Origin of the sequence: Sulfitobacter sp. W074, assembly GCF_025142275.1 — a bacterium.
In the GTDB taxonomy this organism is placed as follows: Bacteria; Pseudomonadota; Alphaproteobacteria; order Rhodobacterales; family Rhodobacteraceae; genus Sulfitobacter; species Sulfitobacter profundi.
In genome coordinates, this window is record NZ_CP081130.1 from 1,779,053 (window position 1) to 1,804,409 (window position 25,357).

The 25,357-nt window shown below is 61.2% G+C and carries 19 protein-coding genes; 8 read left to right on the plus strand and 11 right to left on the minus strand.

Going from position 1 to position 25,357, the window contains the following annotated elements:
* The first annotated feature begins 119 nt into the window (after nt 1–119).
* The 5 genes from K3762_RS08750 to K3762_RS08770 all read left to right on the plus strand — a co-directional run bounded on the left by K3762_RS08750 (nt 120) and on the right by K3762_RS08770 (nt 5,413).
* Complete coding sequence (locus K3762_RS08750) at nt 120–2,513, plus strand: TonB-dependent siderophore receptor (protein ID WP_260008944.1); 2,394 nt, start codon at nt 120–122, stop codon at nt 2,511–2,513.
* A gap of 61 nt (nt 2,514–2,574) precedes the next feature.
* Nucleotides 2,575–3,258, plus strand: a complete 684-nt coding sequence (locus K3762_RS08755; protein WP_132443490.1) for a Fe2+-dependent dioxygenase — start codon at nt 2,575–2,577, stop codon at nt 3,256–3,258.
* Between the two features lie 3 nt (nt 3,259–3,261).
* Nucleotides 3,262–4,107, plus strand: coding sequence for a tonB-system energizer ExbB (gene exbB, locus K3762_RS08760; RefSeq protein WP_132443489.1), 846 nt, complete (start codon nt 3,262–3,264; stop codon nt 4,105–4,107).
* Nucleotides 4,108–4,112: 5 nt separating this feature from the next.
* Nucleotides 4,113–4,571, plus strand: coding sequence for a TonB system transport protein ExbD (gene exbD, locus K3762_RS08765; protein ID WP_120350966.1), 459 nt, complete (start codon nt 4,113–4,115; stop codon nt 4,569–4,571).
* Nucleotides 4,568–5,413 (plus strand): energy transducer TonB, encoded by an 846-nt coding sequence (locus K3762_RS08770; protein ID WP_132443488.1) that lies wholly within the window; start codon nt 4,568–4,570, stop codon nt 5,411–5,413. The genes exbD and K3762_RS08770 overlap by 4 nt, the downstream gene beginning before the upstream one ends.
* Here the strand turns inward: K3762_RS08770 and K3762_RS08775 are convergent.
* The 4 genes from K3762_RS08775 to K3762_RS08790 all read right to left on the minus strand — a co-directional run bounded on the left by K3762_RS08775 (nt 5,398) and on the right by K3762_RS08790 (nt 9,814).
* Entirely contained in the window at nt 5,398–6,498 is a 1,101-nt protein-coding gene (locus K3762_RS08775) for an alpha-hydroxy acid oxidase (protein WP_240791527.1), read from the minus strand. The genes K3762_RS08770 and K3762_RS08775 overlap by 16 nt on opposite strands.
* A 196-nt stretch (nt 6,499–6,694) precedes the next feature.
* Nucleotides 6,695–7,762 carry a tricarballylate utilization 4Fe-4S protein TcuB gene (gene tcuB, locus K3762_RS08780; protein ID WP_132443487.1) on the minus strand — a complete coding sequence of 356 codons (1,068 nt, stop codon included), beginning with the start codon at nt 7,760–7,762 and terminating at the stop codon, nt 6,695–6,697.
* On the minus strand, nt 7,752–9,137 hold the full coding sequence (tcuA, locus tag K3762_RS08785) for an FAD-dependent tricarballylate dehydrogenase TcuA (RefSeq protein WP_132443486.1): 1,386 nt from the start codon (nt 9,135–9,137) through the stop codon (nt 7,752–7,754). The genes tcuB and tcuA overlap by 11 nt, the downstream gene beginning before the upstream one ends.
* On the minus strand, nt 9,134–9,814 hold the full coding sequence (locus tag K3762_RS08790) for a GntR family transcriptional regulator (RefSeq protein ID WP_132443485.1): 681 nt from the start codon (nt 9,812–9,814) through the stop codon (nt 9,134–9,136). The genes tcuA and K3762_RS08790 overlap by 4 nt, the downstream gene beginning before the upstream one ends.
* An 88-nt stretch (nt 9,815–9,902) precedes the next feature.
* Between K3762_RS08790 and K3762_RS08795 the strand changes: the two genes are divergently transcribed.
* Entirely contained in the window at nt 9,903–10,949 is a 1,047-nt protein-coding gene (locus K3762_RS08795; protein ID WP_132443484.1) for an AbrB family transcriptional regulator, read from the plus strand.
* Here the strand turns inward: K3762_RS08795 and K3762_RS08800 are convergent.
* The 6 genes from K3762_RS08800 to K3762_RS08825 form a co-directional block, all read right to left on the minus strand.
* Complete coding sequence (locus tag K3762_RS08800; protein ID WP_132443483.1) at nt 10,924–11,898, minus strand: D-2-hydroxyacid dehydrogenase family protein; 975 nt, start codon at nt 11,896–11,898, stop codon at nt 10,924–10,926. The genes K3762_RS08795 and K3762_RS08800 overlap by 26 nt on opposite strands.
* A 9-nt stretch (nt 11,899–11,907) precedes the next feature.
* Nucleotides 11,908–12,066, minus strand: a complete 159-nt coding sequence (locus K3762_RS08805) for a hypothetical protein (RefSeq protein WP_165935525.1) — start codon at nt 12,064–12,066, stop codon at nt 11,908–11,910.
* A gap of 7 nt (nt 12,067–12,073) precedes the next feature.
* The gene (locus tag K3762_RS08810; RefSeq protein WP_132443482.1) at nt 12,074–12,889 is read right to left on the minus strand and encodes a universal stress protein; all 816 of its coding nucleotides are present in this window, start codon (nt 12,887–12,889) and stop codon (nt 12,074–12,076) included.
* 1 nt (nt 12,890) lies between these two features.
* Complete coding sequence (locus tag K3762_RS08815) at nt 12,891–13,979, minus strand: 4-oxalomesaconate tautomerase (RefSeq protein WP_132443481.1); 1,089 nt, start codon at nt 13,977–13,979, stop codon at nt 12,891–12,893.
* Between the two features lie 11 nt (nt 13,980–13,990).
* Nucleotides 13,991–16,021: a tripartite tricarboxylate transporter permease gene (locus tag K3762_RS08820; protein WP_132443480.1), complete on the minus strand. Its 2,031-nt coding sequence runs from the start codon at nt 16,019–16,021 to the stop codon at nt 13,991–13,993.
* Nucleotides 16,022–16,092: 71 nt separating this feature from the next.
* Complete coding sequence (locus K3762_RS08825; protein ID WP_132443479.1) at nt 16,093–17,169, minus strand: tricarboxylate transporter; 1,077 nt, start codon at nt 17,167–17,169, stop codon at nt 16,093–16,095.
* Between the two features lie 149 nt (nt 17,170–17,318).
* Here K3762_RS08825 and K3762_RS08830 point away from each other — a divergent pair, with 149 nt between their 5' ends.
* Both K3762_RS08830 and K3762_RS08835 read left to right on the plus strand, forming a co-directional pair.
* The gene (locus K3762_RS08830) at nt 17,319–17,990 is read left to right on the plus strand and encodes a response regulator transcription factor (protein ID WP_120350978.1); all 672 of its coding nucleotides are present in this window, start codon (nt 17,319–17,321) and stop codon (nt 17,988–17,990) included.
* Nucleotides 17,987–19,351 carry a sensor histidine kinase gene (locus tag K3762_RS08835; RefSeq protein ID WP_132443478.1) on the plus strand — a complete coding sequence of 455 codons (1,365 nt, stop codon included), beginning with the start codon at nt 17,987–17,989 and terminating at the stop codon, nt 19,349–19,351. The genes K3762_RS08830 and K3762_RS08835 overlap by 4 nt, the downstream gene beginning before the upstream one ends.
* Before the next feature lie 13 nt (nt 19,352–19,364).
* Here the strand turns inward: K3762_RS08835 and K3762_RS08840 are convergent, their stop codons facing one another.
* On the minus strand, nt 19,365–25,217 hold the full coding sequence (locus K3762_RS08840; protein WP_260008962.1) for a DUF11 domain-containing protein: 5,853 nt from the start codon (nt 25,215–25,217) through the stop codon (nt 19,365–19,367).
* Nucleotides 25,218–25,357 lie beyond the last annotated feature (140 nt).

Consider the following 25,357-nt stretch of genomic DNA (forward strand, 5'->3'; position numbering starts at 1 on the left):
ATCTTCTCCGCGAGGGACTTATGCGCCGTACCAACGACACCCAAAACTGCACAGACAAAATTCACAGACATTCCCCGCTGGTGGTCGGGGGCTTCGGAGCCTCCTTGGCCATGGCCTGCATGGCCACACCCGGCGCCGCGCAGGACAGTGATCTGATCATCCTGCCAACAGTCGAGGTCGAGACGACCGAAGAACCAACCCCCCAGCCGGCGGTAAAGCCTGCGCCGCGCGCCGCCCAGCCAGCGCCACGCCGAGCGGCCCAGCCGCGGGCGGCTGAACCCACGGTCTGCACAGCTGCATTGGCGGGCACCCCCGTCTGCGCCGCCGAGGAAGCCGCGGAACGCCAAGCGCAGGAACTGGCCGATGCGCAGGCCCGCGCTGCCGCAAAAGCGGCGGCAGGTGGCAGTTCGTACGTTGATCAAGACGCCCCATTCAAAGCCAACACGCTTGCCAACAGTCGGATGCCCGGCCCGCTGAAAGACAATCCGCGCACGGTGACAGCGATCACCCAAGAGGTCTTGGAAACCACCGGCACAACCAGCGTGCGCGAGTTGGCGCGGTCGACACCGGGCATTTCGCTTGGCTTCGGCGAGGGCGGGAACTCCTTTGGAGACAACATCTATATCCGCGGGTTCAAAGCCAATAACGACACCTATACCGATGGCATCCGCAGCCCCGGCACCGGTGTCGCCGAGACGTTCAACACCGAGCAGGTCGAAGTCACCAAAGGCCCGGCGGGCACAGTCGGCGGGCGCGGGACCACGGGCGGCGCGATCGATTTGATCTCCAAAAGCCCGCAGGATGTTGATTTCACCAAAACGGTGACCACTGTCACCGACGCGACCACCCTGCGCCAGACCATCGACACCAACAAGGTCATCAGCGACCGTCTGCAACTGCGTTTCAACGGAATGCTGCAAGATGGCGAAGTGGCCGGGCGCGATGAGATCACCGATGACCGCCGGGGTGCTGCACTGGCACTGAAATTCGCGGCGACCGATGCGCTGACCTTGGAAGGCAACCTGAGCTACACCAAGATCGAGCAGACGCCCGATTGGGGGGTGCCCTACGTCAACAACGAAGACCTGGGCCTGGTCGGTCCGGTCACGGAATACGGCATCGACCGGGATACTTTCTACGGGGTACCGGGCCGCGATTTCCAGACTGTCGAAGAGACGGTGGCCACGGCCAAGGCAAACTATGCCTTTGACAACGGCATGACGCTGACCAACACATTCCGTGCGGCACGGTCGACCAACGACTATGTTTTGACAGCACCCAGCAGCCTGATCGACAATGATTCCACCAATCCCGAGGATTGGGAAGTCGGTCTCAGCTTCAAAAGCTGGAACCAGCAAACCGATGTGCTTGCCAACGTTCTGGAACTGAGCGGGGCCGCCCAATTCGCCGGCGCGTCGCATTCTTATGTGCTTGGTCTTGCCACCTCGCGCGAAGAGATTGAGAAGTTGAGCTACTCGAACCTCTCCAGCGAGGATTATGAGCCACCGGCTGGCCAACGCGGCTGCACCGTCAGCGCCGTCAATCCCGATCCCATCGGGGAAGGCTGCTGGAGCGGCGAAGAACCCGTATTGGGAACGGACCTTACGGAAACGACGGTCAAGACCACCTCCCTCTATGCGCTGGATACCGTGACCCTGTCGAACCGCCTGAAGGTCAACGGCGGGCTGCGGGTGGATATGTATGACATCTCTCGTAGTGGCGGCACCGGCGAAGATGCCTATGAGCTGTCGCGCGATGATGTCATGCTGAACTGGAACTTGGGGGCGACCTATGCCTTTACCGACCGTCTGAACATCTATGCAGCGGCGGCTACTTCGACCAACCCGGCGGGGCAGGAACTGGAAGCGGGCGGCGGTTTTTACGGCGGGCTGGATGATAACGGGTCAGGGCTTGCGCCCGAAGAGAACACCTCGCTTGAAATCGGTGCGAAATACAGCTTCACGCCGAACCTTCTGTTCACTGCGGCGCTCTATCAAACCACCAAAGACCAAGCGCGAGAGGATATCGGGCCACGCGGTGCGACCGTCACCTCCGACACGCTGAAGTACCGCATGCGGGGTCTTGAACTCGGCGTTGCGGGCAAGGTGACCGAACGGTTGAGCCTTTTTGGCGGCGCCAACTTCATGGACAGCAAGGTCTTGCGCAGTGCCGACAGCGACAACATCGGCCTCTCGGTGGCGAACGTTGCGCATGAGCAGCTGAATCTTCTCGCCACCTATCAGGTGACCGACAAGCTGATGCTGGGCGGGCGTGTGAACTATCAAGGTGCGATTGATCTGGGCAGCGTGGCCGCCAATGGCCGGTCCATTCCCGACGCATTTACCTTTGACTTGCTGGGTGAATACGAATTCGCCGACAACACCATGTTGAAGATGGCCGTCACCAATGTCGCGGATGAAACGGTCTATGACGCTGCCTACCGTTCGGGCACGCCATTCACCTATGTCGCGCCGGGCCGTGAAGTTTCCTTCTCTCTGGAAATGAAGTTCTAAACCGCAGCCATCAAGGCGGGCAGCCCTCCTGGGGTTGCCCGCTGACAGCAAGAGGTATGATATGCTGATCACGATCCCTTCGATCCTGAGCAAAGACGACGTCAAACAGGTCCGCGCGCATCTTGATGCAGCTGATTGGGAGGACGGAGCCAAGACCGCAGGCGCGCAATCACGGGAGGTCAAACGCAATCAACAATTGCCGCCAACCTCGGACACGGCGCAAACATTGGGCAAGTTCATCTTGCAAAAGCTGACCAGTGATCCGCTGTTTCTGTCTGCCGCGCTGCCCGCAAAAATCCTGCCGCCGATGTTCAACAAATACGCGCAGGCCGAAACCTTTGGGGCGCATATCGACAATGCCATTCGGGTCAATCCGCTGACACAGGAACGGCTGCGCACCGATCTGTCGATGACGCTATTTCTTAGCGAGCCAGAAGACTACGACGGCGGCGAATTGGTGATCGAGGATCACTATGGCCGCCAGACCGTGAAACTGCCTGCGGGGGATATGATCCTCTATCCGGCCACCAGCCTGCATGAGGTCACCCCCGTGACCCGAGGGGCGCGTGTGTCGTCCTTTTTCTGGCTGCAAAGCATGATCCGCTCTGACGCGAACCGCCGCATCCTGTTCGATCTGGATCAATCCATTCAGGCGCTCAGCGACAGCATCGGGGCAAATGATCCCGAAACGGTGCGTCTGACCGGCATCTATCACAACCTTATTCGCACATGGGCCGAGACTTAAACGATGAAGCTTTCTCTGGTTTTTCCCGCTGCTGCCCTTTGTATCGCCGCAGCCCCCGCCGCCGCTTTCGATCTTGAGACGGTGACCACGCTGCTTGAGCAGGCCGAGCATGACGAGATGTCGCCCCTTGGCATGTTCATGGCGGCCGATTGGGTTGTCAAAGGCGTCATGCTGTCGCTGCTCTTTGCCTCAGCTCTGGTCTGGGTGATTTTTGTCGCACGGGTGATGATCCTGCGATGGGAACGCGGCGTGCTGCGCCGCCGGTATCGCGATCTGGACAAGGCAGGCTCGCTGGTTGCGGCGCGTGCGCGTTTCGCCAAACGCAAAGGCGTCATGGGGCAGATGGTGCGCGCAGCCGAGCGTGAGCGCGCAGCCTCGGGCACGAGTGCCGGGATGAAGACGGGGATTAAGGCCGGGATCAAGGAGCGCGTGGGGTCGGAAATCGCGCGGATTGAGGCCGGGGCCGCCCGGCGCATGGGGCTGGGGGCTGGGGTCTTGGCCAATGTCGGCTCGGTTGCACCCTTTGTTGGGCTGTTCGGCACCGTTTGGGGGATCATGAACAGCTTCATCTCGATCTCAGAAAGCAACACCACCAATCTGGCCATCGTCGCGCCGGGCATTGCCGAGGCGTTGTTGGCCACGGCCATCGGCCTTGTCGCGGCGATCCCTGCGGTAATTTTTTACAACATCCTCGCGCGGGGCTTGGGGGGCTATAAGGTGATGCTGGCCGATGCGGGCGCGCTGGTCGAGCGGACCTTGTCGCGCGATCTGGACCTTGCCGATGACGAGATGGCAGGGGCACGACCCGCCTACCATCTGGGGTCCGTTTCAGCCCCGGCGGCGGAGTAGGCGGCGTGGGTGCGCGGCTGCGCGGTGACGACGATGGCGATCTCAGCGAAAACAGCGAGATCAACGTCACCCCCTTTATCGATGTCATGTTGGTTCTGCTGATCATCTTCATGATCGCGGCCCCGCTGTCGACGGTCGACATCCCGGTGGAACTGCCCGTAGCGGTCGCCGAAGCCCCGGAGCGCCCCGCCGAGCCGGTTTTCATCACCATCACTGAAGACCTCGCCCTTTCAGTGGGCGAGACGGCCACGACGCACGACAGGCTTTATATCGACGTCGGCATCGCCACCTTGCAAAAACGCGACACGCGGATCTTCATCCGCGCGGATAAATCCGTGCCCTATGGTGAGTTCATGCGGGTGATGAACATCCTGCGCGCAGACGGGTTTCTGAAAGTCGGGCTGGTCGGACTGGATGAAAATGTAGAAGAGGCAGCCATGCCTGAGCCGGAGGCGGCGCAGTGAGCCTGACCTACGCCTCGCGCAGCGTCAGGCCCGTTTTCTGGGGCGTCGCGATCGCCCTAAGCGGTGCGCTGCATGCAGGGCTTCCCGTCTTGCTGCTTGATCAGCCCCCCGCCGCAGAACCCGCCGAGCCCAAGACAGAGGGGATTACCGGCGCGATGATGTTCGATCTGTCGGACATCATCGCGGCCCCCTCGGCCTTGCAAGAAGACAGCGTGGCGCAAATCGAGGCCCAGGAGGCACCGACGGTAACCGAAAGCCCTGAAGTTTTGGAGGCCGCTAAGGCCGCCGAACAGCCAATTCTAAGTCAGATACCCTATGACGTTGAGGACGAGAGCCTGAAATTCGGCGTGGCCGCCCCCGAGCCCGAAGCCGAGACGGAGGAGGTGGCCGAAGAGATCGCCGCCGAGCAGGACCCCGAGCAAATCGACGCGGAAAGCCAGATCGGCGCCGAGGCGCGGCAGGCCTCTGAGCAATCTGTCGCCGGGGTTGAGGCTGACACCGAAGCGGAAACCGCCAAGGCTGAAAGTGAAGGGCTGACCGCCGAACAGACGGAAGAGATCCGCGACTGGCAGAAAAGCATCGTGTTGTTGATCAGCGGTGGCAAAACCTATCCGGCCAAGGCGCGCAGCGACCGGATCGAAGGCGAGGTTCAGGTGCGCTTCACGCTGGACCGCTATGGGGCGCTGATCGCGGCCGAGGTGGCGCAATCCTCGGGTTCAGAAATCCTCGACATGGCTGCCGTGCAGACGGTCAAGACGCTGGAAAAGATGCCCACGCCGCCCAACTATCTGAAAGGCGACGAATTCACGCTGATCATCCCGCTGCGTTATAGTTTCAGGTGAACCATATCGCGTTCTATGTCTTGCACCGTTGCGCAGCCGCTTAGCAACATAGCGATTTCCAACTCGTCGCGCAGCAAGCGCAACACATGGCTGACGCCCAGATCGCCAGCCACCGCCAATCCGCAGGCGATGGGCCGCCCGATCAAAACGGCCTTTGCCCCGAGCGCCAGCGCGATCAGGATATCGACCCCGCGCCGGATGCCTCCGTCCATCAACACAGGGTAATCCGGTCCGACCTTGGCAACTATGGCGGGCAGGGCGCTTAGCGTTGAGGGCGCGCGGTCCAGCACCCGGCCACCATGGTTTGACACGATAACGCCCGCCGCGCCGATCCTCTGCGCCTGCGCTGCATCTTCGGGATGCAGTACGCCTTTCAGCAGCAGCGGAGCCTCTAACGTCTCGATCAGCCAAGCGATATCAGCCCATGTGGGCAGGGTCTCGGCGATGTGGTCAAAAATGATCGACTGCGCGTCTTCACGCGACGTGAAGGCAGGCGGCGTGAACCGCGCGAGATTGACCGCGCTGACATCGGGCGGCAGCTGAAACTGCGCCTCGATTTCGCGGTCCCGCACCCCTTGGACGGGCGCATCAATGGTCAGGATCAATCTGGTGAAACCCGCGTCCAGTGCCATCTGCGCAAGCGCTTGCGTGGCCTCTCTGCTCCCCAACCAGTGCAGCTGAAACCAGTCACTGCCGGGGCCGCTGCTGCGCACCCTGTCGAGTGGTTCGCTGCTCTGCGCGCTCAGCACCATCTTGATCGACTGGGCCTCGGCCGCGCGGGCGGTTGCGCTCTCGCCTGCGTCATGCAGCAGTCGGTGATAGGCAAAGGGCGCAATCAGAAAGGGCGCAACAAGCTTTTGTCCCAGCAGCGACACCTCTGTCGACCCGCCCCGCAGATCGCGCAACATCCGTGGCGTGACCTCAGCCTGCTGAAAAGCGGTTTCATTGGCTGAAGCAGTCTGCCCATCCCCGGCACCGGCCAAGAAATACGCGCGGTTGCGCGGGCTCATCCCTGCGCGTGCACGGCTGTAATAATCGTTCAATGTGCGGGGCAATTGGTCGGAATCAGGCGCTGTAAAACTCAATGTTCCGGCTCCATGCAACGCCCGACCCTGTAAGCCGCCAAAGCCTAAGCTTCAGCGGATAGGCGCTTTTTACCGCAATTGGATGCTGGGTAAAACCCAATGCTGGCCTTATCGGCTCAGAGGATGAAAATTCCCAACATCGGTTTTGTCATGAACCTGCGCCGCCGCGCGCCCCGCCCGCGCTGTACCATTTCGCTCAAACCGCCTCACGCCGCTGCGCATCCCTTACCAAAGCCGCCATTCGGTAAAAACCATGGGCCATTTTGGTGAAGGGTGTCAGCAAAAAGAACGCGAGCACAGCGCCGAGGTGTATAACCAACAGCCCCGGCATCCAGCCAGAACCGCTTGCCGCATAGAGCAACAGCCCGCTCAGCCCGACAAACCCCAGCAACCCGGTAAAGGCGATCTCTCCGCCAAAGGCATTGGTCGCACCGAGCGATTTGTCCGACCGCAGCTTGAGCCAGACCATCTTGCCACAGCCCAACACCAACAGAACACCGCCCGACAGTCCAAGGATTTTGGGGGCGGAGAACAGCCCGTAAGGAGCGGGCATACCAAGCAGGTAGTGCATAAGCGTCGCCACGCTGGTCGAAGCAAAGCACAACAGAAAGCCGTACATGATTGCCTGATGCGCATAGCGGCGGGTGTGGGTGAAACGGTCTTCGTCTTCAAAGTTGCAACCGTCGCCGTGCCCGCCCTTGAGATTGCGCATATACGCGATTGAGGCAACGGCCCCGCGCAGATGCGAGAGGCGAACCGGGGCACCGCCGACGGTTTGCCAGTAACGGCGCAGCCCGATGGCGATGCTGATCAGCGGAAACAGAAAGGCGGGCAGAAAGATCGACACCATCGCATTGTGAGACAGCACCGCATAGAAACCTTCGCCTCCTGCGGCGGCCAGCGCACGGGCAGCCCAGAACAGCAGGGCAAAGCCCACGACAGTGGCGAGCACGATGGCGAGGCCGTTTTTCTGGAACGTTTTCCCGGCGGCACGTGGAAAGGCGAACTCCTCCCAACTGTCTTGGCGCACATCGGCCAAGGCTTGGGGCAGGTTCAGGTCAAACTCATGCGGAGCGGTGTATTGGCAGGCGTAATAGCAGCCCCGGCAGTTGTGACAAAGGTTCGCCAGTTGCGTTAAATCCCCGTCAGAAAAGGCGCGTTCGGCCTGAAGGGCAGGGAAGACCGAACAGTAGCCCTCGCAATAGCGGCAGGCGTTGCAGATTTCGGCCTGACGGCGTGCTTCTTGGAGTAGATCAATTTGCATGGGCTGCGGCCTCCTTGCCTGCGATACGTCCGAAGACGGTGCCGATGGTCATGCCAAATCCGGCAAGATAGCCTTGGCCCAAGATCGAGCCCGCCATGGTTTCGCCCGCCGCCCAGAGGTTGCTGACAGGGCGGTCGCCGATGGAGCATTGCGCGTTTTCATCTACTTTCAGGCCAAGGTAGGTAAAGGTGACGCCGGTCCTGAGGGAATAGCCGTAGAACGGCGGCTCGGTGATCGGTCGCGCCCAGTTTGTCTTGGGCGGGGTCAGACCCGTGGTCGCCACGCCATCAAGTTCGGTTGGGTGGAAGTTACTTTGATCGCCGCAGGCTTCGTTGAACTCGGCCACGGTGTGCTCCAGCGCATCAGCAGGCAGGCCCATCTTTCCCGCCAGTTCCGCCAGCGTATCGGCTTTGATCGGTGGGAAGACCGAAGGCATGAACAGGTTCAGCGATTTCGCGTCGATGATGACATAGCCGACCTGATCGGGCTGGGCGGCCACCAGACGGCCCCAGATGGCGTAGCGTTTGGGCCAGACATCCTCGCCCTCGTCATAGAACCGCTGTGCGTCCTTGTTAACGACGATGGAGAAGGGCACGCAATCCAACCGCGTGACGATTCCGCCGTCGAACTTTGGCGCGCGCCCGTCGATGGCGACCGCGTGGCACTGCGTCGGGTCGCCCACCTGTGCGATGCCTTGGTCCAGCAGGTCCGCCAGTACCACGCCGCGGTTATAGGGCGTTCCCCGGATCAGGAAATTCTTTGCCGCTGGCCCCCATGCGCGGGCGAGCCAGTCGGTATCCGCCTGAAAGCCGCCAGAGGCAACGACGACGGATTTGGGCGAGAGACTCTTGGCCGCCCCCTCATGCGTATAGTCCACCCGCGTCACCCGGTCGCCTTCCAGTTCGAGATGGGTCACGGCAGCTTCATAAAGCACATCCACGCCTAAACCCTCGGCGGTGCGGTAATACGCATTCACAAGGCTTTTGCCACCGCCACGGAAGAAGGCGTTGGTGCGGGCCAGTGACAGGGTGCCAGAGAGCGATGGCTGAAAGCGGACGCCATGTTCCTCCATCCAGGGTAGGCATTCCTCTGAGGTGCGGATGGCGAGGCGGGCGAGGTGCTCATCCGTCTTGCCGCCCGTCACCTTCATCAGATCGGCGAGGTATTCCTCTTCGGTGTAGCTCTCCACCAACGGCCCCAGCGGCCCGTGGTGCATGCAGCGGAAGTTCCGGGTGTGGCGCGAATTACCTCCTCGGTAAGGCTTTGGCGCGGTCTCTAGGATCAAGACGCGGGCACCGGCCTCGGCGGCGGTGATCGCGGCACAAAGCGCCGCATTGCCGCCGCCGATCACGACGATATCGTAAGCTTCGGTCACAGCAGGTCTCCGTCATAGGTCTCATCACGCGAGGGCTGCGCGCGCAGGGCACGAACCCGGACCCGTTGGGCCGCTTCGATATGCGCGCGCATCGCTGCTTCGGCGAGGGCGGCATCACGGGCCTTGATCGCGTCGAGGACGCCAAAGTGCTCTTCCACCGCATTCTCGGCGCGGGCAGGGTCGGTCAACGTCGTCGGGCCGAGGATCATCAGCGTCTTTTGCAGCGTATGGATCGACCGGGTCAGGAAACGGTTCTTCGCGGCGTCCAGAAGGGCTGCGTGGAACTGGCGGTTGAGGGTGAAGGCTTCGGGCACGTTGCCCAAGGTGGCGAGCGACTGGTTCATGTCCTGAAGTTCTTCGATTTCGATATCCGAGGCGGCGCGGGCGGCCAGCCGCGCGGCGGTGCCCTCCAACACGGCGCGCATCTCGTAAAGCTCCATCACCTCAGCATAGTCCAGTGTGCGGATACTCGCCCCTTGGCGGGGGATATGGGCCACGACGCCATCGGCCTCCAACTGTCGGATCGCTTCGCGCACGGGGGTCCGGGAGACGCCCAAGCGCTCGGCCAACTCCGTTTCACGCAGGCGGTCGCCGGGGTTGAGCCGTCCGGCGCGAAGTTCATCCATCAACTGATTGTAGGCAGAGTTGCCTTGCGGTGTGCGGTCTTCTTCGCTCATGAAACCCCCTCCGATAGGTATTGCATACAGGTGGATACAATCGTATCCAGAAAGGGTCAAGCCCGGAAGAAGAAGTGAGTTGAACCCTATGCGCCTCTCCCAACCGACCCGCCGTCGTGCGCTGACCTTGATCCTCGCCGCGGCTGGAACTTTGCTCTTTTGGTGGCTCGATCTGCCGCTGCCATTCCTTTTCGGGCCGATGGCCGCCTGCCTTATCGCGGCATTGTCGAACGTGCCGATCAAAGGCTTCGGCCAAGTCTCGGTCGCGGCGCGCACGATCCTTGGGGTGGCGGTGGGGGCCTCGATCACGCCTGACCTTTTCCACCAACTGCCACAGATGGCGATGTCGGTGGCGCTGGTCCCGGTCTTTATTGCGCTGATCGGGATTATCGGCGTCCCTTTCTTTCGGCATGTTTGGGGGTTCGACGCGCCGACGGCCTATTACGCCGCGATGCCGGGCGGCTTGCAGGACATGGTGATCTTCGGCACCGAAGCAGGGGGCGATCCGCGGGCGTTGTCATTGATCCATGCCACGCGGGTGTTGATCATCGTCACCCTCGCGCCTGCTTTCCTGACGCTGGCATACGGGGCAGGGCTGACCAATCCCATCGGCGCGCCGGTAACGGAACTGCCGGTGGGGGAGATGGCCTTGATGGCGGCCGCAGCCCTGATCGGTTGGAAGGGAGGAGAGCGGATCGGCCTGTTCGGCGCGTCCATCCTTGGCCCCATGATCGTGACCGCCATTCTGTCACTCTCGGGCCTGATCCACAGCCGCCCGCCAGCCGAGGCCATCCTTGCCGCGCAGTTCTTTATCGGCTGCGGAATCGGCGTGCATTTTCTGGGCGTGACATGGGGCGAGCTGACACGGGTGGTGCTGGCAGGCATCGCCTATGTGCTGGTGCTCGCCGTCTTGGCCGCAGGTTTCACCGGGCTCGTCACTTGGGCCGGGTTGGGCGATCCGGTCGAGGCGTTCCTTGCCTTCGCGCCGGGCGGGCAGGCCGAGATGACGGTGCTGGCCATCGTCACCGGCGCGGATCTGGGTTTTGTCATCACGCACCACCTCACCCGCATCGTGTTGGTGATCGTCGGCGCGCCGCTGGTTGCGGGACTTATGGCGCGTAGACGGAAGGGTTGATCATATGGATCGGCGCGCCTGCCGCAAAGCCATTCACCTGTTCGAAAATATCGGTGAATTGCTTGTCGAATTCGTCTTCGGTGACAAAGCCGATATGCGGGCTGGCGATCAATCTGGGGTGCGAGAGCAGCGGGTCATTGGGATCCGTTAACGGCTCGGTATCAAAGACATCCACCGCCGCTGCGCCCAGATGCCCGGCGTTGAGCGCTTGCAGCAGCGCGCCTTCGGCAATCAGTCCGGCGCGGGAGGTGTTCACCAGTACCGCGCGGGGCGACATGGCGCTGAGGTCTTCCGCGGTGACACTGCCGCGGGTCTCAGGTGTCAGCCGGAGATGCAGGGAGACCACGTCGCAGGACCCGAAAAACGCCGCGCGGCTTTCGGCGACGGTTTCCCCATCGGCTTTCGCCCGCGCGCGTCCGGCTTCAGAGCCCCACCAGACAACCTCCATGCCAAAGGCGCGGGCATAGTCCGCCACCACACGCCCGATGCGCCCATAGCCATAAAGCCCCAGCCGCCGTCCGCGCAGGCTGCGTCCGACCCCCATCTGCCAGTTGCCCGCCTTGGCGCTTGCCATCTGCTGCGGCAGTTGCCGCATGGCTGAAAGGATCAGTGCAAAGGTTAGTTCAGCTGCCGCGTGGTTGGCCCCATCCGCGCCTTTGTTGGAACACAGCAGCACGCCCTGATCGGTGCAGGCCGCGACATCCACATGCGGATAAGCGCCGCGTTGCGAAATCAGGCGCAGGTTCGGCAGGCGCTCAAGCAGCCCCCGCGTCACCTTGGTCCGCTCGCGAAAGAGCACCACGCAATCGGCATCCTGCAAACGGTCGGCCAAGACCGCCTCGACAGGCTGATGATCCGTCCAGACGGTCACGTCGTGTCCCGCCAGCAGGTCAAAGCAAGGCAACCCGCGCAGGGTGTCGAACCAGTCGTCGAGGATATGAACCTTCATCCCGGCACCCTATGCGGAAAGCGCGTTGATCGCTTTGCTGACCCGCTCATGCAGGATCAGCAGATCAGGGTCGCGGTCCTTCTGCGTGCCGATTTTGGCGATCAACTCGGCGCGCAGTTTTTCCAGATCACGGCGGGCGACGTGGATTTTCTCGTAATTGGTCATCATTCGCTTCTCAATGGGACAACAAAACGGGGATTTTGATCTTTTCCAGCACCTCGGCGGTCACGCCACCAAGGAAATCTTCGCGGAATTTGGAGTGCTCATAGGCACCGAGCACCAGCAGCGAGGGATCGTGCCGCTCGCAGTAGGACAGCAGGGTCTGCGCCACCGGATGGGTGGTGGGAAAGTTCTCATGCACCGCTTCGACGCCGTGGCGGTCAAGATGGCTCATCAGATCGGCGATCGGCCAAGAGGTGCGTTTGCCGACCGTCAAAACGCTGACCCGGCCATCGGCCTCAAGCAGGCGCAGGCTGTCCGACAGTGCCCGCGCGGCGGCGCGTCCGCCGTCCCACGCCAATGCCGCATGACTATGCTGCGCGCCTGCGTCATAGCCTGCCGGAACCACGATCACCGGTCGCCCGGATTGCAGCGCGATCCGGTCTGGGTGGTGGGTCACATGGGCATCATCACTCTCGGCGCGGGCACCGACGATCAGCATGTCATAGTACCGCGCGCCTTCGGAAAGCAGCGTGTCGACGCGGCCAGTCTCATCGCGAAAATCTAGCGCGTCGCCCAGATCAAGTGCCGGGCGTAGCTCTTCGAACCGGCGGGTGACTTCGGCCAAGATTTCGCTGTTGGCAGCCTCCAATAGGGCGCGGGCCTCTTCGGGGATCCAGCGCGAGCGGCGGTCGATCACCTCATGCGCGGTATGGGCAAGGATCGCCGTGACATGCGCGCCGCGCTGTTTGGCCAGTGAGGCGGCATAGCGCAATGCGGCGATGGAGGCGTCGGAGCCGTTGAAGGCGACAAGAAGGTTCATCACGGGCATGTCAGCGACCCTCCCAGATGCGTGAGGGGACAAAGACACAGCCATCCGCCAGCTTGCGCGCCGTCCGCAGCAGACCGGCAGAGTTCAGCGCGAAGCCGTCCGACGTGTCATAATCCACCAGCACGTCAATCGTGCCAGAAGCATGTTCGAGCACAACGTCGGCGGGGCTTTGGGTGGGGCGGTCGAGCAGGCCATCGGCCACACTGCCGGGCGTGAGCGCGCAGGACGCGAGGCATTGCGCCCCGGTCACCGCCATGGAGGGGTGCGTGTTCCACGGCATAAAATAGCGCGTCGCGATTGTGCCGCCATCGCGGGCAGGGGCCAGCAGGCCGAACTTCGGCGTGACGGATTTTGCCACATCCCCCATGCCCATGGCGGCCCCGGCCTGAAGGCGAATTGCCTCCATCCGCGCGAAGAAATCTTTGTTCGCGTCGAGTTCGGCGACGCTTTCATACCCCGTCAGACCAAAGTCCGCCGCGCGGGCAATGACCATCGGCATGGCGACATCCATGCAGGTGACGTCGATCCCGTCAAAGGTATCGCGGATGTTGCCCGTGGGTAAAAACGCCCCGGTCGAAGAGCCGACGACCCCCATGAAATTCAGTGCCACAGCCGCACCGGCACCGGGCACGCCCGCGATCTCGGTGTCGCCGTCATAGGTGAGCACGCCGCCGGGGGTTAGCACTTTGGACAGCACCTTGGCCCCGGTGTTGACGGCGTGGATTTTGACATCTGTCACATCGCCGGTGGGTTGGACGAGGCCCAACTCGACCGCCGCTGGCCCGACGCCCGACAGGATATTGCCGCAGGTCGGTTTAAAATCGACCAGCCGATCCTCGACCGAAACTTGAGCAAAGAAATAGTCCACATCGGCCCAACCGTCCTCCGAAGGTGAAAGCATCGCGACCTTGGTGGTCACCGCCGCGCCGCCGCCGATGCCGTCGATGTTGAGCGGATGGCCGGAGCCGACGACGGCGAGCAGCACTTCGGCCAATGTTTCGCGATCCTCAGGCAGATCCGCGCGGTTGAAGTATGGCCCCCGCGATGTGCCGCCGCGCATGAAGAGATAGGGGATAGCTGTCTGTGTCATCTCTAAACTCCTCAGTTCAGCGGCCAGGGCAGGTCGACTGCGCCTTGCAGCAGACCCGGCGGGAAATCACGGTTGAGTGCCCCGGCCATGACGCACATCAGCGCGATGCCGCAGGCGGTCAGGATCAGGGTTTTCGGCCAATGCGCCTGTGCACGAACCCGCAGGAAGCTGATCAAAAAGCCCAAGAGCGCGAGGATAAAGCCGACGAAATAGGTGGCGACGATCAGCCCCACGAACCACGCGAGCGTGCTCCAGAGGCCATAGGGTGCATCAGCGTCCTCGCCTGAGACTTCCTTGTCGGCAAAGATCGAATCTCCTTCAGGCCGCAGGATCATCTGCACCAGCAAGATCAGCAGCGCGGCCAAGGCGATGCCCCCCACGACCAGCGGCACGATCTTGTCGGTCATGTTGTAGTCGGGGATCAGCGAGGCATTGATCAGCGCGGCCACGACGTAGCCCATGATGATCAGCAAAAAGACCAACGGCGCGCGTTTGGAGCCGGACTGAACATCGCCCTCGGCCATGATCGACTTGGCTTGACGTAGTCCGAGCACGACAGAGACCACAGTGATGATCAGTAGCACGATGACGATAGGGGAGAAGACATACTCCATGCCTTCCTCAAAAGATTTGCGGAACCGGAACGATGCGATCTGGAACGCTTGGTTCGAGAATTTCTCGACCGGGTTGGACAGCACGAAACCGATCAAGAAGGCTGGGCGCGACCAGTCAAAGCGGCGCAGGAAGATGCCGATCAGGCCGATCACGAAGAGCGCGAGGATGTCTTCGAAGTTCTGCCCCGACTGGAACGCCGCGAAAGAGATCAGCATGAACAGGAACGGCGCGAGATAGGTGAAGCGGATGGTGGTCAGCTTGGCAATGCCGCCCGAGGCCGCGATGCACAAGAGCGTGCCGACGACGTTGGCCAGCGCCAGCAACCAGACGATGGAATAGGTGATGTCGAGGTTGTCGCGCAGCATCGAGGGGCCGACTTCGATCTCGCCAGAGCCCAAAAGCGCGATGGCACCGATGAAAATTGCCATCGAGCCAGAACCCGGAATGCCGAAGAGCAGGGTAGGGACCAAGCCGCCGCCCTCTTTCGCGTTGTTCGAGCTTTCCGGCCCGATCACGCCGCGCACTTCGCCTTTGCCGAAATTCGATTTGTCTTTCGTCGTTTGAACCGCGTGGCCATAGGCGATCCAGTCAACGACTGATCCACCAAGGCCGGGGATGACACCGACGACCACGCCGATCAACGAGCAGCGCACCGACAGCCATTTGTTGGCAACCCAGTCGCGCACGCCTTCACCCCAGCCCGCGCCGAGTTTGGCTTCTTTGGAAATCGCCCGGTCTTGGCGCAGAAGCGAGACGATTTCTGGCACGGCAAAGATGCCAAGGCCGACGATTACCAGTTTCAAGCCGTCCGTCAGGTAGGGAATGTCATAGGTCGCCATCCGCAGGGAGCCGCCCGCGTCGGCCTCACCGATGGTGCCGATCAGCAGGCCGAGGCCCGCCGCCGCCAGACCTTTGAGCGCTACGCGCCCCGCCAACACCGCCACCATCGACAGGCCGAGGATCGAGATCATCAGCATTTCGGGCAGGCCGAAGGACAGGACGATGGGCCGCGCGATGACGATGAACATCGTCAAGAAAGCCGCGCCAACCAGACCGCCGAAGAGCGATGAGGTGAAAGCCGCCGAAAGCGCCCGTGCGGCTTGTCCCTTTTTGGCCATCGGAAAGCCATCGAGCACCGTGGCTTGGCTGGCCGAAGACCCTGGTATGCCCATGAGGACCGAGGCGAATGTGTCAGAGGTTGGCACCACCGCGACCATGCCGATCATCAGCGCCAGACCCAGCACAGGGTCCATGCCGAACATGAAAGGCAAAAGCAGCGACAGCCCCGCGATCCCGCCGAGGCCGGGAAAGACCCCGACAGCGAGGCCCATGACCACGCCCAGCACCAGATATCCCAGAACCATAGGTTGCAGAATTAGAGCCCATGCCTCGCCAAGCGCAGGCAGAGCGGTTGCGAACAGATCCATCGCACCGACCTCGAAATGTTAGAATAAAGGGGGGTGGCCCCGGGATTGACCCGGGGCCGAGAGGGTTCCGCTTACTTCAGCGAAACGCCATAGGCTTCTTGCAGCCAGTTGGTGACGAAGGCTTTCGCCTCCGCAGAGACGGTCGTGCCGCGCTGCGTCGCCTTTGCCGCGCCTTCGCCTACGAAGACGGGGTACTTACCGACACGTTTCTCGGCAATCTGGGCAAAGTCTTCGCGGTTGCGCACCGCGTCAAAGGCCGCCGTGTAGGTCGCGATCACATCGTCGGGGGTGCCTGCGGGCAGGAAGGCAATCTTTTGCACAGGGAAACCTGCGATAAAGAAGGCTTTCCATGCGTCCCATGCCTCGCCTTCGGTGGCGCAGCCTTCGGTCGCTTCGCAAACTTCCTTGAAAGTCGCGATGTCGGGGAAGGTGGGGTCGCGAACGATGTTGCCGTCCTCGTCCAGCGCGCCCCATGTCATCATCGGCACGGCCTGACCTTTTTCGACGAGATCCGCAGAGGCGCCGAGGTAGCTCGACGAGGTCTGATAGTCGATCGTGGCCTCGCCGCGCTCAAACATCAAACGGCCATCGCCACGGCCCTTGATGCCAAAGACAGGCTCGACGTTCATGCCCAGCATTTCCCATGCCAGCAGCGGCACGAGGTCAAGGCGGGTGGCCCCCTGCGAGCCGTAGATGAAGTTGACGTCTTTGAGGTTATTGGCGGTGCCGTCGAATTTCTCACCGTCCGTGGGGTTCAGATAAGCGACCCCGCCGGTGCCCGAGGCCATGACCGGGTTCCAGTCGCTGTACTCATAGCGCACCCGCGGATCGTCCAACAGGTAGGGGAACTGGGTCGAACCGGAGGTGCCAAAAAGGACCGTGCCCTCGTCATGCTCTTGCTCTTGGAACCAGTTGGCGCCTTTGGTTGAACCTGCACCCGGCATGAACTTGACGACGACCGTGGGGTTGCCGGGCAGTTCTTCGGACAAAAGCGGCGCAAAGAAGTTGGCCCATTTGGCCGAGCCGCCGGTTTCCGAGAAGGGGATGACCCACTCGATGGTTTTGCCTGCAAAATCGACCTCGGCCAGCGCCGGGGCGGCGAGGCAGGCGGCGGATGCAGCGGTGGCGGCGAAATACTTGATAGTCATAGGTGTCCTCCCGTAGACATTCTGTACCGGTCAGACTTTCACGTCTGCCGTCGTTCGGATTTGTTTAGGGAACGAATCCCTCCTCCAACACGGGCACTCTGCCTTTCCAACCTTGCGCGAAACTTGCGCATTAGGATTAAGTTTTAATCATGCGCATTACAGTCATCGAAGACAATGAAGCCCTTGCCCAAGGAATTGCCCATCGCCTGCGGGATCGCGGCCATGCAGTAGACCTGCTGCACGACGGGGAAGAGGCCGATGCATTTCTGCGCCATGAGGGGGCAGATCTAATCGTGCTGGATTGCAACTTGCCCGGCTGTGATGGGCTGGAGGTTCTGAGCCGCCTGCGCCGCCGCGGCGATGGAACGCCGGTGATCCTGCTGACCGCGCGGGCAGAGACTTCAGAGCGGGTGGCCGGGCTGGATGCCGGGGCCGATGATTATCTGACCAAGCCCTTCGAGATGGATGAGTTGGAGGCGCGGCTCCGGGCCATGGCGCGGCGCAAGAACCTTGAGTTCGCCGCCCGCGACGCGATTGGTCCCTTGGTCTTTGACCGCACTAACCGCCAGTTGTTGAAGGATGAACAGCCACTGGCCTTCCCCCGCAAAGAACTGGCGACGCTTGAATGCCTGCTGGAAAGGCGCGGGCGGATCGTCTCGAAATCACAACTGATCACCCATGTCTATGGCACCGGGGCCGCGCAGGAAGACAGCGCAATCGAGCCGCATGTCTCCCGTCTTCGCAAACGGTTGGAGCCCTTCGGCATCCGCATTAAAGCGGCGCGCGGGCTGGGCTATATGCTGGAGGTCGATAGCGCATGACCTCGATGTCGCTGCGCTCTAGGCTGTTCATGCTGATCCTGCCGCCGCTGCTGTTGCTTTCGATCGTTCTGGGGTTTTGGCGCTTTGAAGTGGCGCAGCGCACCTCTGAAACCCTGTTCGACCGCAGCCTGTTGGCCGCGGCTTTGGCGATCTCACGCGATGTGGCGATTTCTGGCGGGGATGCGCTTTCGCCCAGCACGCGGGATTTCGTCTCGGATGCCGGGGGTGGTGAGCTTTTTTACCACGTCACCGGTCCCGGTGGCATCTACATTACCGGCTATGCCTATCCCCCCGTCTCTGGCGGTCGGGCGGGCGAGGATCGGCTGAACTACACGATGGCTGAATATCGGGGCGAGCCTGTGCGCGTTTTGCGGATGCGGGAGAGTACGACCATCGGCAACCTGACGGGCGATACGATTGTCACAGTCTGGCAAAGGGACAGTGATCGCAATGCCTTCGCCGCCGCCTTGGCGCGCCGCGCGGCGGCTTTGATCGCCAGTCTGATGGCGGCCCTTGCTTTGGTGGTCTGGTTCGGGGTGAAGATCGGCCTGCGCCCCTTGAACGATTTGCAAGATGCGATCCAACACCGATCCCCCGATGACTTGCGTGATATCCGCCGCCCGGTCCCGGCTGAGGCCTTTGGTATCGTCGCCACATTGAACCGGCTTTTCGGGCAGGTGCGCCAGAGCATCGAGGACCATCAGGTCTTTATTTCCAACGCCGCGCATCAACTGCGCAACCCCGCCTCCGCACTGTTGTCATTGGCCGAGGTTTTGCCAGATGTCAGCGACCCGCAAGAGCGTCGGTTGAGAGAACGCGAATTGATTGCTGCGGCCCGCAAATCAGCGCGGCTGGCCAACCAGTTGCTGTCTCTTGAACGGTTGCGCTACGACGAGGCCCCTGCATTCGATACGCTTGAGCTCAACGCTGTCGCTGCCGAAGTGTGCAGTGACTTTGCCCCCACCGTCCTGTCGCGGGACATTGGCTTTGGCTTTGAACCAAGCACCACGCCGCTCCACGTTGCGGGCGACACTGTGCTGCTCGCCGAAGCGATCACCAATTTGCTTGAAAACGCGCTGACCCATGGCGGCGGCGGCCTCACCGCGATCCGCGTCAGCACCATGGTAGAGGGGCGATTTGCGGTTTTGGCTGTAGAAGATGACGGCACCGGCATTCCCGAAGACAGTGCCGAAGCCGCGTTTGAGAGGTTTGGCCAACTAAGCGAAGGGCAAGGCAGTGGTCTTGGTCTTGCAATTGTTAAAGATGTCCTGCGCCGTCACGGCGGGCAAGCCGAACTGGTGCCGCAAGACAAGGGGTTAATCGTAAAGATCAAGATCCCACTTTCTGCGTCGACTGTCTGAACGGCGGTTCCGATCAAGGTGTCACGCGGACCTTGAAAAAAACACTCCCTTCGGCGCCTGCGGCATGCGTCCCGCTGCAATCCCACCGCAGGGGGCCTTCATATCCCGGTAGGTTGTCGCTTGGGGTTGCGAGATCGCAGATCAGCGAGGGGCTCACGGTTTGCGGCGTGGCTACAGCCTCCGCCAATTGAGTATAGGGCGGCGTTCGGTCGTAAATGACGATGGCGGATGCAATGCGCTGGCTCGGGTTCACCACTGTGATGCGGTAGACCAGTACATCCCCGGGCGAGGCTTGATTTGAATAGCCCTCACCCGTGCCTTGCGTTTCGTTCTGTACAGTTTTCACCAGAACGAGCTGACTGCCACCGACTTCGACCGTCACGCGATCCGTATCGGTTGTAATGTGCGAAGCAGTGGTTCCGGAAAAGTCCGTGGCGGCTTGCACCTCGTAGGTCAAAGCGCTGCCCGGAGGCAGGCCGCCACCCGCCGAGACCCTCGAGATCAGGCAGAGTTCGTCCCCCGCTTGAACGGAAATTGGCACGTTCAGCGGGGTGTCGGGCGCGCCATCGCAATCGTTGTCGATAAAGAGCGCAACTGAAAATGCACCGACCGCAGGCTCGGAAATGTTCTCTACGGTAAAGGTGGTGATGCCAGATGAACTGGCTCGATAGAGATGCGGCAAAAGGGCGATTTGGCCCGCGCCGATGTGCGCGTCACGGTCCTCACTCAAAGTGGGAAGTGGAATAATGCCTAAGGTAAGTCCGCTGTAATCGGTCTCAGGCGAAGGGGTGAAGCTGAACGAGCCATCATGTGGATCGCTGTTCACCAAGCCCGGCAGTGAGCCCGGTCGCTCGGAAATCGCTCTCCACCCTTCGGCGGGCACCGTGGAGACGGTCAGACTGCCAGTGTAGTTCGGCGCGAGCCGATAGGACCATCGTCCATCGGCGCCGACCTGCGGGCTTGCCAATAGCGCACCGGCATCGTCCAGCAGCAAAATGGTTCCTGCATTCGTGCCTACCTCGTCGCCCGTGGCAGAGCCATCGTGCGCGACCCCGCCGCGACCATCATCCCGGATCAGCTGGCCTGAAATTTCACCGCCCGAGGTTGCGAGAGCGATCGTGACGCTGGCTTCGTCATCGTCGGCAATCCCGTCCTGCAAGTCATCTTGGGCCAGACCAACGGCTGGATCGCTGTCGAGGTCGGGTAGGGAACTGCTCACGATCTCGACGACGTTTGTATAGTTGCCACCCGCCGTGACACGGACACGTATGGTAAGGGTTTCGGTCGCACCCGGCAGAATTTCATCGACGAACCAAAGTCCCGTACTTGGGTCGAAATAATCGCCGGTCGGAGGAGCCGTGTCGCTGATATAGGCGAAACCTGCGGGGATGTTTTCAATCACCTTGACCCCCGAAGGCGAGCCGGGGCCGTCGTTTGTCACGCTGATCACCCAGTCGATGATGTCGCCTTCGACAGCGGTTGTGACGGGAGAGGTGGTGCCCGCTTGATAGGCCTCTTTGGTGATTGAGAGGTCAGAAAACTGCGGATCGAAACCAAAGTCGTAGGCCACTGTAAAGGCACCGGAATCGGCCTTTACACCAACGAGGGGGTTTGAGGTTCCGATCTGCGCGCCGGGGGGGAGGTCTGCGTCATTCACATCGACCTCTACCCGGTAGGTGGTGCCCGCAGGCAAGCCGACAAAGGCGTATGTTCCGTCAGGCTCGGTATCGACGGTCCGGATGAAGCTATCATCGTCCAGATCATTCGGCGTTGCGTTATCGGAGTATAAATCCACTCGGATACCGCCCGCCAAGTTCTCTTCCGCGCCGTCTTTGATATCGGAACCGTCTTGATCGACATAGATATTGCCCCCCAGACCGGACAGTACGAAAGGTGTCCCGCCGCGGCACGAGGTGCCATCGCCGAAACCGCCCTCATCCGTGCCCGTTGCCAGCCTTAACCGATTGCCGGTCGACGTATCGATTAGGTAGATTGAGTTCGATACCTCCTCATAGGCATACATCTGACCGTTCTCGTCAAAGAAAACCGCAGACCAGATGCCCGTGTAGACACTGGGCCCAAATTCCACCACCGTGGTGAAACCGGCGAGACCATTGTTCGCGAACACGCGAAACAGGCTGCCGGTGTTTTCGTTGATGCCGTAGATGAAGCCGTCCAATGGATTAACAGCGAAATCAGACACCGTGACGGCTTGGGAGAGGGTCAATTGCCCGGCATCGATCGGATTGTTGGGGTCGGTCAAATCCAACAACTGCCATGTGACGTTGTCTGCTTCGTAGACCATTATACCGTTGGGCAAGATATCGCCCGCATCTTCGGCCCTTTCGGCGCTGTTTGGGAATGAAGGCATTTTGGTGAAGTTTCCGGTACCGTCCACGCGCCACAGCTCATCTTTGCCGGGGCGGACGCCATAGATATAGCCATCGATTTCGTTGTATCCCCAGCCGGCTGCCAGCCGGCGCGGCGCTGTCCCGAGGGGTTGCGATGACATGGAGTAGCCCGACCCGGTGTCGGTAAAGCGCAGTTTGCGCAACTGTGTTGGATCGTCAGACAGCAAGTATAGGCCACTGTCGCAGGAAACCGGAGGAACATCGCCGGAAACTGTCAGCCTGTAGTCCTCAACCTCTCCGTCAAGTGCGACGGGGACGACGCCCTCGGTGGTTGACCACCTGAACCGCGCGAATGTCGGCGTGAGCACGGAACTTCCCGGCACGTTCACATCAAATCGGATCTCGCCATTCAGCGTGCCATCTTTATCCGAAGCGCTGCCGTCCTGCAGATCAGAGGCGATCTGCTCAGTAGCGTCGAAGAGCCCGTTGCCGTTAAAGTCGATCCACGCCTGAAGATAGGCCACGCCGCCTGTCAAACTGCCGACCCCGCCGGTCACCTCGTTTACGAACACGGTTATTTCAGTCGTGCCGCCAGCAAAGAGCTGGGGGAGCGTGAGTCCGTCTTCGTCATCATTTCCGTCAAGATCGTCGCCCAAAGCATCTGCACTTGCTTGGGAGGCAGCCTCGGGGTCAGGAGGGAGGGCCCCTAAGTAGGTCCCCGCGATGCCGGTTTCAGCGATGATGTGCAATGGGTCGCCATAGCTTGCCGGAGCATCACCGCGATCTACCAGAGGGGCCGCAGCGATATTGATCGGGTAATCTTCGACCTCCCCATCCAAGGAGACATCTGCCACGCCGACGACCGGAGTTGTAGACCACCGAAAGCGGGCAAAGGTCTGGTCTAGTACCGCGTCACCCGGGACAATCACGTCAAATTGGATCAGGCCATCGCCCGCGACCTGATCCCCACCGGTGCCATCGTCTTGCAAATCGCGCGCGATTTCTTCGGCGGTTGCAAGGGCCATGACATCGTTGCCGTCGTAGTCGATCCAAGCGGTCAAAAAGCCACCGTTGCCTTGGACACGTGCTTCTAGTGTTGCGATAAAACCTTGGATGAGCGGGGGAATCGTTATGCCATCGTCATCGTCCGACCCCGCATCATCGGCGTTCCCTGGCCCTGCATCGCTTGTCAAAGCATCGCCCAGATAGACCTTGGGCTCTGACCCCATCGTATGGAGTGCATCCCCATATATCGATGGCGCGTCGGTGAAGTCGGCGCAGGCTTGGATGTCGGTCAGTTGCAGAGATCCGGCGAAGTTTGCGCTGTTGTTTTTGCGGGTGCCATGATCGATCACGACCCGATCAACCGGGGCGCCAAATCCGACTTCTACGGCAAAATTTTCGGGTAAGGCTGTTGTCGAGAATGCGCTGTCGCGCTCTGCCAAGACGGAACCATCGGCGTTGGCCCGGCGAAACATGGAGGCCGAAAGCGGGCCGTCGGCGATGGCAGGTTGCACGCGCACGCCGTTGCGTTCGCCGTAGACCGCTACGGATTCGTCAAATTCCAAGCTCGTGACGTAGAAAAGGACGGAGTCCATGGGCGTGTCAAAATCGATATTTAAGGTGGCATATTGCTGTGTAAAAACGGGGTTGCCGCCATACCCGGCGGAATAGAGTTCATTTGCGTTTCCGATCGCGGCTGCGCGGCCAATTCTGGCATCAGCGTTTGCAGTTGCAGTGAGTGAACCGCCGACTCCATAGCGGGTGAAAGTAGATGTCGCGCCGAGGGCTGCAGGGCTGTCTGATGTCCAATCGACGATCGAAAACCGCGTTCCAGAACAGGTTGGAAGCGTATCGGCTGGCATGGCAGTTACGTTAACGCTGACGCTGTCGGTATCGGCACCGCCTTCATCGCTGGAATTCGCGGCATCGGCGGTGATGCTGCCTCCCGCCGCGGTAGAGACATAGGCGTCAAACTCGATGGCGCCGCTTCCAAGGCCGTTCAAGCTGGTCATCGGAAGGAGCGGGAAAGTGCCGTTTGTCGGGGTGGTCGCAGGGCGGATGTCTTCGCCCGAGATGACCTGAAAGTTCGTCGTACCCGAAATTTCTGGCGGCAGGGTCACCGAGGTTAGCACATTGGTCATGGGGCTGAGCGATGTATTAACATAGCTCACGCGGTAGGTCAGCGTGGCGCCCTGCGGGACGTCGCCCCCCGAATAGGGGGTGCCGTTCACCGCCGTGATGGAGATTGATACGAAAAGGTCCTCAGGCCCCGCAGGTGAGACGGCTGAGGTTCCGGCGACCCAGTAGCGCCACGGGTTGTCGTTCCCGGCAGAGGCGCCTTCGGCGGAGTCTCCGCCGTGACCTTCGGCATTGAAATATCCAATGTTGGCCGGGTCGCTGACTTTCACTTCCATGACGGCGTAATAAGTCTCTCCCTGCGCGATCCCGCCGAAGGCGTAGCGCACTGCGTTTGTGCCGCTCGGCAAAACCGACGCGGCGCTGCTATTGAGGTTAAAACCCGCGGTCGTCTCGGTGCAGGCTTCGTAAGAGTTAACGCCCGGGTCCAGCGATTCGGGAAAGACGGATCCGGCGCCAGTGGCAGGCCCGTCTGGCCCCGCGAGCAGCGGATCATCCGCTTCGCAGGAACCGGGATAGCTGATCCGGTTCCAAGGGCCGGTGGTGCCGTAACGGTCCCAATCGGATCCGGAATCCGGGCCTGCCACGGGGCTGCCCGCGCGAAAGGGGGTCGCCCCTCGGCCGCCCGTGATCGTGGTCTCTTCTTGTGTTGAGAAACCGTTTGGGTCGATTGTCCCCCCAGAACCGAATGCGTTGATCTGAACCGCGTCCCATTTGTTGTGAACGCGGGCGGTGCCGGTGCCGCCAACGCTGCTCCAAGGGCTGCCATTCGTGGGATTAACGAGGTACCCGTTTTCTAAAGTGGCGATATCCGATCCATTTGCGAACAATGCAGTATCCGGACGGGTTGAGTAGAAAATACCAGTATCGCCATAGATATAGGCCAGCCCGGCGTTGCAATTGGCGATGGAAAACCCCGCTGCTTGGCACTGCGCCGTGTCAGAGGGAGCCCAGCCGTTGGGAGAGATATCAAACGCTTGCTGGCCCTTCGGACCCCAACCCTTAGACACGCCAGACCCCGTCGAGGCGCGCGCCGGGCGGGCGCCGCGGGCCGCGCCTGTAGCATCAGTTATATAGGCGGATGCGACTTCGGTCCCGGCGGGCACATACAACGTGGCATAGCCGCCCGGACCATCAAGCGTGCCTTCGGCTATGACGGGAAAGTCGGCAATGATGGCAATGTTATCACCGGCTGAAATCGGCGGCAGCCCCGCCGCGACCCGGTCCGCGATCTGCTGACGGCTTGCATCGGTCAGCGAAACCCCACCGCCGCCCAGCCACGCCCCGTGCGAAAGCACCATGGTTGAAAAACAGAGCCAAAAGAATGCCCCCAGAACGGCTTTGGCGCTCGCGCAGAATAATCTAAAGAATATCATGACTTACTCTCAATTTGTCCTGCACTAGGCTTTCATCGGGTAACTTTTGCGTCAATCTGAGCAGGTGGGTCTTGGGCATATGCTTTGGGTTAGGTCTGCTAGGCTTTGGTGAGATTTCTTAACCGCGCAGGGTTAACTAT